Annotated in this window: 12 protein-coding genes; 8 read left to right on the forward strand and 4 right to left on the reverse strand. The window is 57.3% G+C overall.

Translation table 11 applies throughout. The features are described from left to right. The first annotated feature begins 15 nt into the window (after positions 1–15). The 3 genes from FHS18_RS32190 to FHS18_RS32200 all read left to right on the forward strand — a co-directional run bounded on the left by FHS18_RS32190 (position 16) and on the right by FHS18_RS32200 (position 2,987). Entirely contained in the window at positions 16–660 is a 645-nt protein-coding gene (locus tag FHS18_RS32190) for a hypothetical protein (RefSeq protein WP_183604505.1), read from the forward strand. Continuing rightward, positions 660–2,366: a GMC family oxidoreductase N-terminal domain-containing protein gene (locus FHS18_RS32195; RefSeq protein ID WP_183604519.1), complete on the forward strand. Its 1,707-nt coding sequence runs from the start codon at positions 660–662 to the stop codon at positions 2,364–2,366. Before FHS18_RS32190 ends, FHS18_RS32195 begins: the two co-directional genes overlap by 1 nt. A gap of 72 nt (positions 2,367–2,438) precedes the next feature. Further along, positions 2,439–2,987: a DUF3231 family protein gene (locus FHS18_RS32200; protein WP_183604506.1), complete on the forward strand. Its 549-nt coding sequence runs from the start codon at positions 2,439–2,441 to the stop codon at positions 2,985–2,987. A gap of 125 nt (positions 2,988–3,112) precedes the next feature. Here the strand turns inward: FHS18_RS32200 and FHS18_RS32205 are convergent, their stop codons facing one another. The 3 genes from FHS18_RS32205 to FHS18_RS32215 all read right to left on the reverse strand — a co-directional run bounded on the left by FHS18_RS32205 (position 3,113) and on the right by FHS18_RS32215 (position 7,697). Next, on the reverse strand, positions 3,113–4,951 hold the full coding sequence (locus FHS18_RS32205) for an alpha/beta fold hydrolase (protein ID WP_183604507.1): 1,839 nt from the start codon (positions 4,949–4,951) through the stop codon (positions 3,113–3,115). A 73-nt stretch (positions 4,952–5,024) separates the two neighbouring features. Beyond that, positions 5,025–5,615, reverse strand: coding sequence for a TetR/AcrR family transcriptional regulator (locus tag FHS18_RS32210; RefSeq protein ID WP_183604508.1), 591 nt, complete (start codon positions 5,613–5,615; stop codon positions 5,025–5,027). A 96-nt stretch (positions 5,616–5,711) separates the two neighbouring features. After that, positions 5,712–7,697, reverse strand: coding sequence for a beta-galactosidase trimerization domain-containing protein (locus FHS18_RS32215; protein ID WP_183604509.1), 1,986 nt, complete (start codon positions 7,695–7,697; stop codon positions 5,712–5,714). A 134-nt stretch (positions 7,698–7,831) separates the two neighbouring features. Between FHS18_RS32215 and FHS18_RS32220 the strand changes: the two genes are divergently transcribed. Beyond that, positions 7,832–8,755, forward strand: coding sequence for an AraC family transcriptional regulator (locus tag FHS18_RS32220; RefSeq protein WP_183604510.1), 924 nt, complete (start codon positions 7,832–7,834; stop codon positions 8,753–8,755). Positions 8,756–8,769: 14 nt separating this feature from the next. Here FHS18_RS32220 and FHS18_RS32225 read toward each other — a convergent pair whose 3' ends face one another. Continuing rightward, positions 8,770–9,618, reverse strand: a complete 849-nt coding sequence (locus FHS18_RS32225; RefSeq protein WP_183604511.1) for an AraC family transcriptional regulator — start codon at positions 9,616–9,618, stop codon at positions 8,770–8,772. Positions 9,619–9,724: 106 nt separating this feature from the next. On the opposite strand from FHS18_RS32225, the gene FHS18_RS32230 reads away from it, so the two are divergent. From FHS18_RS32230 to FHS18_RS32245, 4 genes are read left to right on the forward strand one after another with little or no spacing between them, the layout of a single operon-like run. Continuing rightward, positions 9,725–10,633 (forward strand): aldo/keto reductase, encoded by a 909-nt coding sequence (locus tag FHS18_RS32230; protein ID WP_183604512.1) that lies wholly within the window; start codon positions 9,725–9,727, stop codon positions 10,631–10,633. A 12-nt stretch (positions 10,634–10,645) separates the two neighbouring features. After that, entirely contained in the window at positions 10,646–12,601 is a 1,956-nt protein-coding gene (locus FHS18_RS32235) for a DUF8034 domain-containing protein (RefSeq protein ID WP_183604513.1), read from the forward strand. Then, entirely contained in the window at positions 12,592–13,425 is an 834-nt protein-coding gene (locus FHS18_RS32240; protein WP_183604514.1) for an amidohydrolase family protein, read from the forward strand. Before FHS18_RS32235 ends, FHS18_RS32240 begins: the two co-directional genes overlap by 10 nt. Further along, positions 13,422–14,075, forward strand: coding sequence for a hypothetical protein (locus FHS18_RS32245; protein WP_183604515.1), 654 nt, complete (start codon positions 13,422–13,424; stop codon positions 14,073–14,075). Before FHS18_RS32240 ends, FHS18_RS32245 begins: the two co-directional genes overlap by 4 nt. Positions 14,076–14,382: the final 307 nt, after the last annotated feature.

Consider the following 14,382-nt stretch of genomic DNA (forward strand, 5'->3'; position numbering starts at 1 on the left):
ATTAGGGGGAAACCAATGGTGCCGGTAACAGCCAACGTACATGTGCGGGCAACTTTTCAAGCGGTCGTCGATGCCGTCATTCCCTCTGTCCTTCTGCCGACTTGCCGTATTGCGCCTCGGTTTATCGAGGGGGCTGTCCAGCTGGGCATCGATCTTTTCGTAATTATGCAGATCGATCATTCGCAGTTCGTACCCGTCAATTTGCCTTCTGCCAACCAAGAACCGTTATCCCAAGCGACGGCGCAGCTTCTTGATCTAGGAGCGGCGGAACTGGTTCGCACCAATCAAGATACAGCGCCTCTTAACCCTGCCATGTATCCGGGGGGAGGCCTATTTGCTTCAATGTCGCGCATCGATCGGCTACGCACGATAACCCTGTTGAACCATGTAGGGGTTCCGCTCGGGCAGCTGCCTCTTCCGTACCAGAACCATCCCGGGCTCGTCCAGACGATGATGGACTCGCTGCATCAGCTGACGATGTTCGGTTATTACTCGGAATGGTACGGTTACGGCACGACGCGGCTGCTTGCGCCCGTGGACCAGAAAGTCGAGTTCGATCCCCCGAGCTGGCCGCTGATCGGCTATCCGGGCCCAGCATACGGATACCGGGCGCTGCGCGGTTTTGTCCTCGCCATGCCCGATCGGAGGAGGCCTCAATGATGCAACGACCTGATGTCATCGTCATCGGTTCCGGAGGCGGAGGCGCGGTGATCGCCAAGGAACTCGGGGAGAAGGGCCTTACGGTTCTCGTGCTGGAGGCGGGTCCATGGTATGGGAATGCCAAGTGGCCCGATCCGAATCGGCAGGCAGGCGCTATTGGCAGCAATTCCGCGGACGATCTGGATATCGCCTTGTTCAGGCGGCAGTATACGAAATATGAGGGGGAAATGAACGATCTGATAACCGGTCGATTGCGATGGGGACCTGCGAACCGGAATCGCCCGACCTGGTACCGGAATATGGTGGAGCGGGGATTCGTCTGGCAGGCCGCCGGCGTTGGCGGATCGACGCAAGTGTACTTGGCCAACTCGCCGCGCGCCTTCCCGCAAGCGGTCGATTCGGTATGGCCGATTTCGTATCGCGAGCTAATCCCGTACTACGAGAAGGTCGAGGATACGCTCCCCGTAGCGTTCGCCCCGATAACGCCCAAGGAAGAGTTGTTCTTCTACGGTGCCAAGAAAGCCGGCTGGCCCCTGATTCCGACGCTCAATGTGACCAGCGCGGGCTATCGGCCGCAGCCGAACGCGATTCTGCCGCCGAATCCTAACCTGATGAATCCATCGCTCTCGCTGGAGCAATTGTCCGAAATGGAGGGGTGCACCCTCGCCGGACATTGTATCAACGGATGTCCGCACGGACCTTCGATCGACAAGGTCGCCAAGCGTGCCACGAACGTTAGTTACGTGCCGCTAGGGCTGCGGACCGGACGTGTGACCATCCAACCCAATTCGTACGTTACCAAAATCATAACGGCCCCCCATGCCGCGAAAGGACTCGTAGCAACCGGCGTCCAAATTCGGCATACATGGACCGGGGAGACGGAAGAGATCATGGCCGATGTAGTCGTCATGTCAGCCGGAGCCGTCGAAACTCCGCGTCTATGGCTGAATTCGGGGCTTCCCGACAATGGGTGGGTCGGCAAAGGTCTGGTCAATCATTATTTTGATTGGGTGACAGGGTTGTTCGATACATGCGACCTGATGTCCATCCTGGGATCGCCGGGGACGGATCCATTCGTCGGCCATACGTCAGGAGGCAGGTTGGATATTCCCGGATTGGGTTCGATCTTGGTCACCGGCTTAAGTCCGGGGCTGACGAGTTCCATGAGTTTCGGGCTAACCCAATCCGGTTATGCCGCCCTGCATCCCTACGCGGCGGGGGTGCCGAAATACGCGCAAGGGTGGGTCGTGGGACAGCAGCTGCAGGAATGGATGACGAATTACCGGCAGACATTGAGCCTCGTTATTTTTACGGAGGATGAGGTTCAGCAGCGCAATGGCGTTTCGTTGGATCCGACTTTGAAGGATGAGCATGGCTATATCCCCAAGATCAGCTATGTTCCCGGTCCGCGAGCGATCCGCAACCGGAATGCGCTCGCGAAAATTGCCGTTGAACTGCTGCGCAAGGCCGGCGCGAAGAAGGTGCTTCGATCGGATTGGCCGGCGGCCCTCATGATTCATCTCGAGAGCACGATGCGGATGGGGCTGGTCGTCGATACCGACTGCGAGACTTTCCAAGTCGGCCGGCTGTATATCGCGGATAATAGCGTCCACTTCAACAGCCTTGGCGGAGCTAACCCCACCTTGACGACGCAGGCGCTCGCCACGCGAACGGCGGAGAAGCTGTATGAACGGTACTTTGGTTAACCGGATAGCAGTTGTTGAATAATGGAACCGGACAAAAGGGCAACCTAGCAGTAAAAAAATGGAGTGGCAGCCATGAATCTGTTGGAAATGCTAAAAGACGCAATCAGCCCGTTGACGGACGGGGAGAAACCGCCGCTGCATGTGGGCGAGGTGATGAATCTGTGGTTCTATTTGACGGCTACGGAACAGACGATGCGCGGGGAGCAGGTAGCCCTGAATACCGTCTCGGATCCCGAACTGAGAGAAAAAGTCATGGACATCATTCACAACGTTCACACGCCGATCCGTGAAGAAGTGAAGGATTTTCTGCGGCAGGAAGGGGTTCCGCTTCCTCAATCAACGCCGGACAAATCGCTCGGGGATTTCCGGCAAATATCCGATAATGCCAAGCTATCGGACGAAGAAGTGGCCAATCTGCTCAGCTTTAATTTGGTGCTGGGCATTAATTACGCCTGCCGCGGGCTTACGGAAGCCGTCCGTCCGGACGTCGCATCGATGTTCGCCAAATTCCAGATGAAGAAGGCCGGCTTTGCGGTGACGTTCCGGCATCTGATGATCCAGAAGGGCTGGCTGTTGGTTCCCCCGTATTACAATCAGCCTCCGACGGGTAGCGGCAACTGAGATACGCGGTCGATCTGCTTTTAGTTGGGCTATAAAATCATAAAGGATTATAAGTCGCACAGTTGCGGCTTTTTTCTATTGACGATATAAGATCAATAGTCAATGCCAGTTAACAGCTCTGCCGGTTAATCCGTGGAAAAGGTAAGGCTGCCTTTCACCCAATCCACGGCTTGAACCGGAACCTCCATCGGGAACTGATGCCCAAACGGGATGAAGGTTGTGTCCAGATGTCGGAAGGACGCTGGAATCTCGTAAGTCCGGTCTTGCGTGCCCCATAAAATCCGGACCTTGCCGGGATCCCAGGTCGATGGCTGTAATGATACGTTCTCGGGCTGCGTTAAGGCCGCCATGACTTCGGCGTTCGCGGCACGTATTCGAGGCGATCGCAGGTCATCCATGACATGCCGGACATACTGATCCATTAGCGGGCTAGGGGACGTAAAATCATTCGTCTTGAGAAGCGTGCGCCTGAGTGCTGACGGGGAGAGAAGCTTCAACACCGATTTCGTGACACCAGCGTACTTGTAGGTCCGCCGGGCGGGATGAAGGACAGGTTGCATCAGCAACAGCTTGTCGATCCGTGAGCCGACTCGTTCCATGACTTTCGCCGCGATCAAAGCGCCGAAGGAATGGCCGATCAGGATGACGGGACGGTCAAAATCATCGATTAATGCGGCGACGGACTCCACATAGCCATCGATAACGGAGGCGTGGCGATGCAGCGGCGAATGTCCGAAGCCCGGCAGGTCGACCAGACAGATCGGAGAGCCTTCCAACGCATCGGCGATTGGCATGAGACAGGCCGCACCGCTAAAGGTACCATGCAGGAAGATGACAGGGGTACCCGGTGCCTCTCTTTCCAACACGACAACATTCGATCTCCTGCGCTGGGTGTAGCTCCCGCGTTCGCGGTCCACTCCGGGATGACTAAGCCGGGCATCCAAATCCGCGATGACGTAGGGAAGCGTGTCAGCCACAACGGTCGTTCGTCCTCCGTTCTGTTCTTCCAACTCGAGCTTCGTGTCCACGGGGAAGTCCGTTCGCACGATAAAATTCATCGACTCCGCGGGAATGCCTAATCGTCTGCCGATTCGCGTACCAAGCAAGGGCTTCAATACGCCGAGCGGAATAGAGCCGACAGGTCGTCTCATCCGGAGCTCATCCGCCATGCGTTCGACCAGTTCGCGGACATTCGGGCTGTTCCGCTGGCTATCCAGCAAGTAATAGGTATTGCTCTTCGCTTCTTCCTCGTTAGCGAGGTTGGCGATGAAGGAAGCGGCATGATCGATATGCACCATCGGGATCCAGGATGAACGGCCGCCGGGTGCAAGCGGCATGAGGTTCCTGCGCACGGCGTCCACCAGGATGCTCAATCCGCCGATTTGCTCCGTCATGCCGGAGAATGAATCGCCGATGACCACGCTCGGATTCACGGTCGAGAGCGGGATTCCTTCCTGATGCAGCGCCTTGCGCAGATACAGATCGGCCTGAAACTTCATACGTTCGTATGGCGGCATGTCTTCGATTGCACCATCGTGATCCTGCATAAAGTTCTGCCCGTTGTACGGACTCATGAACCCAACTAGATGAATGAATTGCTTCAGACCCTTCGTCCGTTGAATCTCTGAGGCGAGAGCAGCCAATTCCACAATCGGCTGGAGAAAGGAGCGTTCGGCGTCCGCTTGGCTCAGCTGAATGTTCATCGGTCCGCCGGCATGAATGATCCGATCGGCAGTCAACACTTGCTGACGATCGGCAGCCGACATCCCAAGCTGAGCCTTAGACAAATCGCCTAGAATCGGGATAATGGAAGACGCGTCTTCCACCTGCAGCTTGCGCAGCGTCTGGGCGAAACGTTCCGAATCGCGGATTAAGACATAAATGCGATGCTGCCTCTGCGAGGCAAGCTTGGTAAGGACCTGTTGGCCGATAAAGCCGGTTCCTCCGGTTAGAAAAAGGTTCATATGGTCATCTCCATTCTGGATTTACTAGTACTAATTAGTACTAATCGGATCAAAAAAAGAGCTTAAGCAGCATTCACTTAAGCAAAGCGAGTAATCCTTGCAGCAGATCCTGCAAGATCCTCGGATTGTCGCAGGCTTTCGCGATGAACAGCGCGCCTTCGATCGAGGTTAGCATTAACGCGGCGGTGGGCTGGACTTGAAGGTCCGATCGCAGCTCTTGGTTACGGACGCCTGCTTCAAGCAATCGTTCCAGAGCGTGGAGCTGCCGATCGAAAAATTGTTTAATTTGGGACCGGACCTGCTCGGATTCCGTCGACGTCTGCATATAGAGCGTCAGGAACGGGCAGCCGCCCAGCACATCCATCGACGATTGATTCGTCGTCAGCATGTTCACGATTCTCTCTAGACGGACCGCTATTGTCAGATCCTCTTGAGCGGCAACGGATAGAATTTGCCTTTCATAACGAGCGGTCAGCTGATCCACCATCGCGATCAGCAGTTCTTCCTTACTCTTGAAATGGTAGTAGATGTTCGTTTTGGAAACTTTGCTCGCCTTAACGATATCGTCCATGCTCGTCACATGGTAACCTTTGGTCAGGAACAGCATCATGGCCGTCTGAAGCGCGACATCCTTATTGGAAACGGTTGGTTTTGTTTTCGTCATAGTAGTACTATACGGTACTACTCGGATTCGGTCAAGAGGGAGGGGAAAAAGGTTACCTTGAGCCGTTGTTCGTTGACGGTGCGAACGTTCATCGATCTACGCCAGTTCCAGCACGATCATCTGATGATTCTCCACATACGGCACCGTATAGCAGATCGCGCCATCATCGGAAGCCGTCAGCGGTAGCTCCTCCATCGACGGAGCAAGGTAAGCCCGTTGCACCGGCGTTTCGGAAGGCAGGCGCAGACTTACCGTGACGTTGTGCAGCGGAACGATGTCCTCGATGACTTCGATTTTTCCTTTGAGTGCCGGCGTTGCATAGAGCAGATGATTGACATATCGTTTCTGTTCCGCTTGATATTGGACAGTCGTAATTCCGCGCGCAGGCAGATTGCAGCGCAGCGTCGGCTGCGGGAGCAGCAAGGCGAGCGCATGTAGAGCGATTTCCTTCAGAATCAGGCTGCCGTTGTCCGCATAATCCCCGAATACAGGCCACGCGAAGTAGATCCCGTTGCCGCTCTTGACCATGCCCGGCCCGGCTGCTTCCATGCTGCTCGGCGTATGCTGATGCGAACAGAACGTGAAGACGTCGCGGTTGAAGTACGGATTCTCGATCGACCCAAGCGAGCGGCCGCCGTTCAATTCAACGAGCTGACCTTCCCCGTACATGACAAAGGAGGCACGCCCTAGAGCGGATAGATCAAAGTCCGGGCGGAAGTACGCCGGATGGAACGTGTTGGTTCCACGCCATGTGACGCCAAGATCCAGCGCAAAAGCGTCGCCGGTAGGCTTCATCCCCGAGCGGCCCGTGACGAGCAGCTTGCCGCCTTGTACCGTATAAGCTGCGAGCGCGCGTTCCAATTCCGGCCAGACCGGCACCTGATCCGGCAGAATCAGCACCTTGTAGCGGCTGAAATCCGCCTCCGCATCAATCACGTCGAACAAATAATGCCCTTCGGTCAATATCCGCACCGCTCCGGCGTCGGCCAAATTCGTCCGTTCATGCGGGGCCGGCGATTCCGGGCACGCGTACCGCGCCGCTTCCAGCGACAAGATCGCGATATCCGCCACAGAATTCGTCCCGACGCACCACGGCTCCTTCGCTTCCACTTCGGCGTAAGCCGTGCCGATCAGCGCATACGTGGCTTCATCCATCAGGCCGGCAGGATGCAGCTGATCGCCGATCGAGCATTTGGCGCCGTGTGCCAGGCTGAGCGCGGTCTCGAAGCGCAGCGCGTTCGGATGCTTATACCCGCCGAATTCGCCCCAAGACGTATGGAATTTGCCGGTCATGCCGAGATACTCCATGCCGAGGGTCTGGGCGTAACGTGCCGACAGCGGAAAATGGTCGTAGCCCCAGCCGCCGGTCGGCAGCGATTCCAGCTCCAGATGGCTGTTCGCATAAGCGAGGTCCCGCCGGCCGCGCGTCTGATGGCCGCCATTGTGATAGACGGGCAGACCGGGCTTGACCGCATCGATCGTCTCCCGAACGCGCCGCGTGTAATTCAGGAAAGTGCGTTCGCCAAGCGCAAGTACCGCCTCATTGTCGCGCGGATCCGCTCCCGCGGCCAGCAGGTCGGCCACGCAGAACTGGCAGCAACATTGTCGGATGCCGACAATATCAAGGAAGATGCCGTCCGCGTCATAGCGGGATACGACTTCATGGAGCTGAGCCAAGAGGATGTCCAGATAAGGCGTGTTCAAGCAGAACTCGTGATAGCCCGGCGTCATAAAGTTCTTCACCCAGCGCGTGCGGTCCTCCGCATCGCGGATGAGCCACTCCGGATGACGACGCGCAAGTTTCTCGTCAAGGCCAACCGACAGGTACACGGGCGTCTTCACGCCGATCTCATGCGCGGCCGCGATCATCTCGCCGAGCAGATCGAATTCGAGATGCGGATGCGTCTCGTTGGCTTCGCTTGGATGGTAGGCCCATCCGTGATGGCACTTGGAGAAGACAGTGACCGAATTGACTCGGCCGACTTGCAGCATGGCTTGAAACTGGGAGCGCGAGAAATGGCGTCCGATGCCCGGGATGGCTTCGGATGTATGGAAATCGAGGTGCACTTGGCGGAATCGCATGACGAAATCGTCCTCCTGATTCAAAATGATGAAAACGGATTCTTTCGTCAATGTACCTCTTTTGGAGAAACCGAACCAGTGATAATATGGACTTAATTTAGCACAAAACCGACTTCACGTTAGGTGGGAGAGACATGTTGTGTCTGGAATTCGCGATACCGCCGCTGCCGCAGTTCGTCACCGCCGGATATGCCGTATGGCCGCCTGGCGACCAGCATTTTGCCCGTACCTTCGACGTGTATGATCTGCTGCTGGTGACGAAGGGAACGCTCTATATGACGGAAGGAAACACGGAATATGCGATCGGGCCGGGGAAGCTGCTGGTGCTGGAGGCGGGTGCGCCTCATTACGGTCATCGGCCCTGCGAGGAGGATACGGGGATTTATTGGGTTCACTTCGTTCATGGCTCGCCTTCGGTTGCTATTGAGCGGGAGGATATCCCGTGGACGACGCTCCTCTCCAAAGGCACGGATCGGGATGTGGCGCCGTCTGCGCAACAGCGGATGTATATTCCGAAATTCGCGTCCGTCGACGTTCAGGCGATCGAGCCGATCCTGCGGGGGATGAACGAAATTCATAACCGGTTGAACGGCGAGAATGCGCTGCGGCTGCATGTCATGCTGGCCGAGCTGTTCACGGCCTTGCAGGCCGAATGCGCGAGAACGGCCGAGCCGGAGCCGTCCGCGAGACTGGCTCGGGCGGCAACCGCGTATTTGAACGGCTGCTGGCGCGAGCCGTTCGATATGGCCGTACTGGAGAAAGAGCTGCATTTTCAGGCGGATTATATCGCGAGGTGCATGAAACGGCATATCGGAAGAACGCCGTTGCAGTACGTGATGCATCTGCGGCTGGAAGAGGCCAAGAAGCTGCTTGGCGGCACGGTGCTGGGCCTGCCGGAGATTGCGGAGCGGGTAGGGATCAAGGATACCAATTATTTGACCCGCCTGTTCAACGCGAAGCTTGGCGTTACGCCGGTTGCATATAGGAAGCTGTTGCGGCAGCAGGCTCTCGGTGGTCCGGGACAAGCGTATAGCGGTAACGACGAGGCACTCACGTAAAGCGTCTGCGTCATCTACGTTCCGTTAATCGGCAGCTTGTCGCCGGCGCTCTCCAATCTGGCCTTCTCCCGGTAGGCGGTCGGGGATAGGCCGATCGTCCTTTTGAACATCCGAGAGAACAGCAGCGGATCCGGATAGCCGACGGAACGGGCGACTTCGGCGATGGAGAGCATTTGCATCCGTAGAAGGCGGCACGCTTTGCGCATACGCACATCGGTCAAGTACCGGTACGGCGACATCGACAGACGCTGCTGGAAAATGCGGCACACATATTTGGCATCCAGTCCGAGATGATCGGCAATGTCGGGGAGACCAATTCGGTCGGCGTAACGGGCGTTCATGAACGCGACCGCTTTGCGCACATGAGGTCCTGCGTCGGGACTTGCAGGCGGTGCGGAAGGGGGAATGGCAAGCAGGCCGAACAGCCGATAGAGCGCGCCTGTCAGGAGAAGTTCCTTGGCATGCGTATCGCGATAGCCGAGCAGCTCCCGGAACAGCGCATCGATTGGATCGGCGGCATCCGGCTGACGCACGAGCACCGAACCGGAGAAGCCGGCTTGCTCGAACAGACGATACGCGTATGTACCGGTAAAGCCGATCCAGGAATATTCCCACGGCTCGCTCGGATCAGGCGAATAAGTATGGACGGCATCCGGCAGGATGAGGAACAGTCTGCCTGGTCCAATGTGCGCGGTATGCCCGCCTGTCGTATAAGTGCCGAATCCGCGATGCACATAATGCAGAATGTACATATCGCGGACGCACGGACCGACTGCCATATCCGGCGAGCAGGCCTGCGTCCCGACTTCGAGAACGGCCAGATCGGTTAGGCCGACCGGTTCGGTATAGATATACTCCATCATCAATCGCACCTGCCTTCAACTAGAGAAGATATGCTATAAGAAGCGGAAATCTGGCTATTTCATTATAAGAGAAGTGCCCTACAATTTATAGTAGGAGGGATGGCAGATGGAGTACACGACTTTAGGGAATACGGGACTTCGCGTCTCCAAGCTCGGACTTGGCGGGGCCCCGATCGGCAACGTGTTCAGACCGGCGGATGAGACCGAGGTCGAGAAGATGATCCATGAAGCGGTTGACGGCGGCATTAATTTTATCGATACGGCGCCGCGTTACGGGAACGGCGAATCGGAGAGGCGCATCGGCAAAGCGCTCCGCGGCGGGAGACGCAGCGGGGTGGTGCTCGCGACCAAGGCGGTCGGCGCGGATGAAGCGTTCGATTATGCAGGCACGATCCGTTCCGTGGAGCGAAGTTTGAAGCTGCTGGATACCGATTGGGTCGACCTACTGCAAATCCACGACGTGGAGCAGACGTCTTATGAGACGGTCATGAACGAGACGCTTCCCGCGCTGGAGAAGCTCCGTGCGGAAGGGAAAATCCGGTTCATCGGCGTATCCACCCGGAACTTGAAGCTGCTTCAGACTTATATCGCGACCAACCGCTTCGACTGCATCCAATCTTATGCTCGATATATGCTGATCGATCATACGGCGAAGGACGAACTGCTCCCGCTTGCCTCGGCATCCGGCGTCGGCGTCATCAACGGCAGCGTGCTCGGGCTTGGACTGCTGGCCGATATGCCGGCCGCGTTCCTGCGTGAGCCTATCGTCGCCGAAGCGGCGCGGCGAATCGAAAAACTGGCATTTCTGCGGCACACCGCACCATACGGGCTCGTCGAACCGGCCATGCGCTTCAGCCTGTCCGAGCCCGGCATTCATGTTACGCTTACCGGCGCCGGCTCGCGCGAGGTGCTGCGGTCGAATATGGCGATGTGCGACGGACGAGGGCTTGAGCCAGAGGAGCGGCGCCGCGTGTTCGAGCTGTTCCAGGGCCAAAGCCTGTTTCCGGCGGAATAGGAGGGGACGGACATGACTGAACAAAGGAATCCCATTCCGCGGATCGAGGCGAACGAACGGATGGTGCCGCCGGAGTGGGCGCTTCAGGAGCAGTGGCTGATGACGACGCTCAATCAGGCCGCCGTCGAATTCGTGGGCCGCTACACGCAGCCGGACGGTACGCTCATCTGGCAGGAGCAATGGCCGGGCATGGACGGATCGGACGATCCGTACGAGGGCTTCATGAATTTGGCGCTGTTGTATGTGCTCGGCGGGAGCAAGGAACTGCACGGATTATCGCGGAAGATATGGGAATCCATCACCTGGCAGTGGACGGAATACGGGCAGATCGACCGGGAATTCGATGCGTATTACGACTGGATGCATCATGGCGAAGGCTACTTGTATCTCTATTTTCTCGGGTTGGCGGGACCTGCGACGTTGAAGGACCGGCAGCGCTCGGTCCGGTTCGCCCGCATGTACACCGGCGACGATGAAGCTGCGCCGAACTATGACAAGTCGCTCCGGCTGATCCGTTCGCCGCTTACGGGAAGCAAAGGACCGCGGTTCTGCGTATCGGAGGAAGATTGGAGCACGCATCGCGGCATACTCGATCATTACCCGCCTCCGTACGAAGATATGCCTGGCGCGGATTACGCATCCGGCACCTGCGCCTGGTCGGACGATATTGCGTACAGTCAGCTGATCCGCTTCATGAATGAGCGGATGAACCGAGGCGACGTCCCGCTTAATTTGAACGCGACGGGATTGGTTACGCATGCCTATCTGCATACGGGAGATGACTATTACCGCGACTGGGTAGCCGGTTATCTCGAAGCATGGGAGGAGCGGACGCATCGCAACGGCGGCATGATTCCGGACAATATCGGGTTATCCGGCGAGATCGGCGAATACAACGGCGGTAAGTGGTGGGGCGGCTACTATGGCTGGCGATGGCCGCATGGGTTCATGACGATCATCGAGCCGCTGTCGAATGCGTGCATGAACGCGGTGCTCCTAACAGGCGACATGAGCCGGTTATCGCTCGCCCGTTCCCAATTGGATGTCAATTGGTCGCACCGCAAGGAAGAGAACGGCCAGACCCTCGTGCCGAACAAACACGGGGATAACGGCTGGCATGACTGGCGCAAGCCGCTGACCAAGTATGCGATATATTTATGGACGATCTCGATGGCCGACGAAGATATCGAGCGGATCGAACGTATCCCGGCCGATCATGATTGGAATGAAGTGATCGTTCCCGTCGTTTCGGGCCGTGACGATCGTACCGGTCGGGAGACGAAGCATTATATCGGGAACACGGAGCCGTGGTTCCGATATATCCGCGGCACCAATCCGGACTATCCTCAGCAGATACTCGCCGCGAATATGGAGCTCGTCGGCCGGCAGCTTGCGCGGATGCGGTCGGAGCAAGGCGATCCGCGCAAGTGGGAACGCGGCTACCATGACGGGGACTTCTCGAGCATTCATATCTGGCAGGAGATGTGCCCGCTATACTTTGAGGCCCTCGTGCAGCTGACGCTGGGCGGCCCGATGCATATTTCGCATGGCGGGCTTCAACACGGACGAGTCCGGTATTTCGACGCGCTCGAGAAGCGCCCGGGTTTGCCGCAAGGCGTATCCGCGCTCGTGGAGATGCTTACACCTGACAGCGTGACGCTGCAGCTTTGCAATACCAGCTTATTCGACTTGCGCGAAGTCATCATTCAGGCGGGGACGTTCGGCGAACACAATTTCAAGATTGTTCAGCGGCTGGATGCCGCAGGGCACGCAGTCGGCGAAGAGATATTGCTCGCAGGCAAATGGCTTGCGGTCTCGCTGCAGCCTGGCGCCGGAATCAGGCTGCGCCTCGGCATGAACCGTTATGCCAATGCCCCGACGTACGAGATGCCTTGGCCGAACCAATATGCTACGGCTCCCTTGCTGACGGGACGCACGCGGTCAGGAGGTGAGCCGGCTTGTACGTAGACAGCCATGTTCATTACTGGCAGCTTGCCCGCGGCGATTATGGCTGGCTCAAGCCGAGCAATCCGTTGCTGTATCAGGATTATTTGCCAGATCGATTATCGGGCGAGTTGGGAAAATACGGCGTTGAAGCTGTCATCGCCGTTCAGGCTGCGCCGACATTCGAGGAGGCCACGTACTTGCTTGAACTGTCCGGGGAGCGGCCTGAGATTGCCGGCGTGATCGGCGGGCTCGATCCGCTCACAGCCGGATTTCAGGAAGAGCTTGCAGCGCTATGCGCGAACAGGCGATTTCGCGGTATTCGAGTGGGAGGCAGCGTATTCGATCCGGGACTGCCTGATCATGACCGCAAGAAAGTGCTGAGCGCGCTTGGAACTTGCAAAGACGCAGGACTTGTCGTCGAGCTGCTCGTTGATCCGCGCAGACTTGCTGAAGTCGCAGCTACGCTTGCGCAGCTGCCTGGGCTTACGGTTGTCGTGGATCACTTGGGATGCCCAGCCGTCAAGGAGCGAGCGACAGAACAATGGATGGCTGGAATGGAGAGGCTGTCCGAGCTTCCCGGTGTCTATGTGAAGCTGTCGGGTATGATGACGATGGCTGGGGGGCGGCGCCCGGAACTGCTTCGCCCCTATACCGATCGACTTCATCAGTGGTATGGTGCAAGCCGGCTTCTGTTCGGCAGCGACTGGCCGGTCGCGCTGCAGGCCGGCGGATACGTCGACGTCGTAGACTTGTTCGAAGAGCTGCTGCCGGACACGCTGACATTCGAGGAGAAAGGATGGATCCGCGCGGGCAATGCCAAGCGGATCTATGGGATCGAAGGATGAGAAGAAGGATGTTCCGGGCGCAGGTGAAGGCGTCATGCAAGGCGGAATTCGTGCGTGCGATAGAGGAAACAGGACCAGCTTGGCTTAAGCGGCTGCAAGGGCAGGGAATTCAGGCATTCACGCTGTTCGAGAAGGACAACGGCCTGTTCCTGTATATGGAATCCGCTGACTCGGATGATCTGTCATGCTGGACGTGGCCGGATCGCTGCGTTGCCCTGTTGGAAGCATGGCCGGGAGAGGACGGCAGAAGACGTTTTGAGGTACCGATGTTGGATATTTTCCATGACGGGGATAACGAATTGTTGGAGAACTTGCAAGCCGGCCGGGAGCGGCGGGAGCGGATCGGGTCGCTTGCCCGATTGAAACCGGAGATGTACGGCAGCTATGTGTTCTATCATTACGCGATGCAGGAGGAGAGGCCGAACGGCTTTAATCCGACCTACATGATCGGTGCGCAGGAGCAGCTCCTGTTCTCCTACGAGGAGCGTCCGGCACCGGGCGAACGCGGCGGCGCTTCGCGGCGGACTTGGCCTGCGCCGATCGTTCCCGACAATTGGCACGAGGTGATGGAACCGCATTTCAGGCCATGGCCAGGAGATGAGCAGGGTTCGAAGCTTTGGGTGAAGATGAACTTAATCCTATCGTATTAAAGGCAAAGCCGGCAGCTTCCGTGAGGAGAGCTGCCGGCTTAGTCGTGTTAGTGGATTAAAGAAGCGTAAAGCGTGTCCGCGTGAGCGGACAAAAGCGAGAGTTGGCACGGAGCTTCTTTTCGTGCTTGTATTAGCAGGTCACCACCAAAGGCATATCGTCGTGAACGAAGCTCGAACGAAAACTTTGTCGCTAGGACAAAGCGAGCTCCCCTCGAAAACCAGCTAATACTTGTCAAGCTTTTGGACTTGGTGAGTACGAGTTTTATTGGTATACTTATTTTTGTGCATAACAAATAATCCTTCTCCA

It is taken from the genome of Paenibacillus phyllosphaerae, assembly GCF_014192105.1.
Taxonomy (GTDB): Bacteria; Bacillota; Bacilli; order Paenibacillales; family Paenibacillaceae; genus Paenibacillus_Z; species Paenibacillus_Z phyllosphaerae.

What these genes read in the sequence shown, in the direction of transcription:
- FHS18_RS32235 (WP_183604513.1), top strand. Translation starts at nt 10,646, where the DNA reads ATGACTGAACAAAGGAATCCCATTCCGCGGATCGAGGCGAACGAACGG.
- FHS18_RS32200 (WP_183604506.1), top strand. Translation starts at nt 2,439, where the DNA reads ATGAATCTGTTGGAAATGCTAAAAGACGCAATCAGCCCGTTGACGGAC.
- FHS18_RS32220 (WP_183604510.1), top strand. Translation starts at nt 7,832, where the DNA reads ATGTTGTGTCTGGAATTCGCGATACCGCCGCTGCCGCAGTTCGTCACC.
- FHS18_RS32225 (WP_183604511.1), bottom strand. Translation starts at nt 9,618, where the DNA reads ATGATGGAGTATATCTATACCGAACCGGTCGGCCTAACCGATCTGGCC.
- FHS18_RS32245 (WP_183604515.1), top strand. Translation starts at nt 13,422, where the DNA reads ATGAGAAGAAGGATGTTCCGGGCGCAGGTGAAGGCGTCATGCAAGGCG.
- FHS18_RS32195 (WP_183604519.1), top strand. Translation starts at nt 660, where the DNA reads ATGCAACGACCTGATGTCATCGTCATCGGTTCCGGAGGCGGAGGCGCG.
- FHS18_RS32205 (WP_183604507.1), bottom strand. Translation starts at nt 4,951, where the DNA reads ATGAACCTTTTTCTAACCGGAGGAACCGGCTTTATCGGCCAACAGGTC.
- FHS18_RS32230 (WP_183604512.1), top strand. Translation starts at nt 9,725, where the DNA reads ATGGAGTACACGACTTTAGGGAATACGGGACTTCGCGTCTCCAAGCTC.
- FHS18_RS32210 (WP_183604508.1), bottom strand. Translation starts at nt 5,615, where the DNA reads ATGACGAAAACAAAACCAACCGTTTCCAATAAGGATGTCGCGCTTCAG.
- FHS18_RS32215 (WP_183604509.1), bottom strand. Translation starts at nt 7,697, where the DNA reads ATGCGATTCCGCCAAGTGCACCTCGATTTCCATACATCCGAAGCCATC.
- FHS18_RS32190 (WP_183604505.1), top strand. Translation starts at nt 16, where the DNA reads ATGGTGCCGGTAACAGCCAACGTACATGTGCGGGCAACTTTTCAAGCG.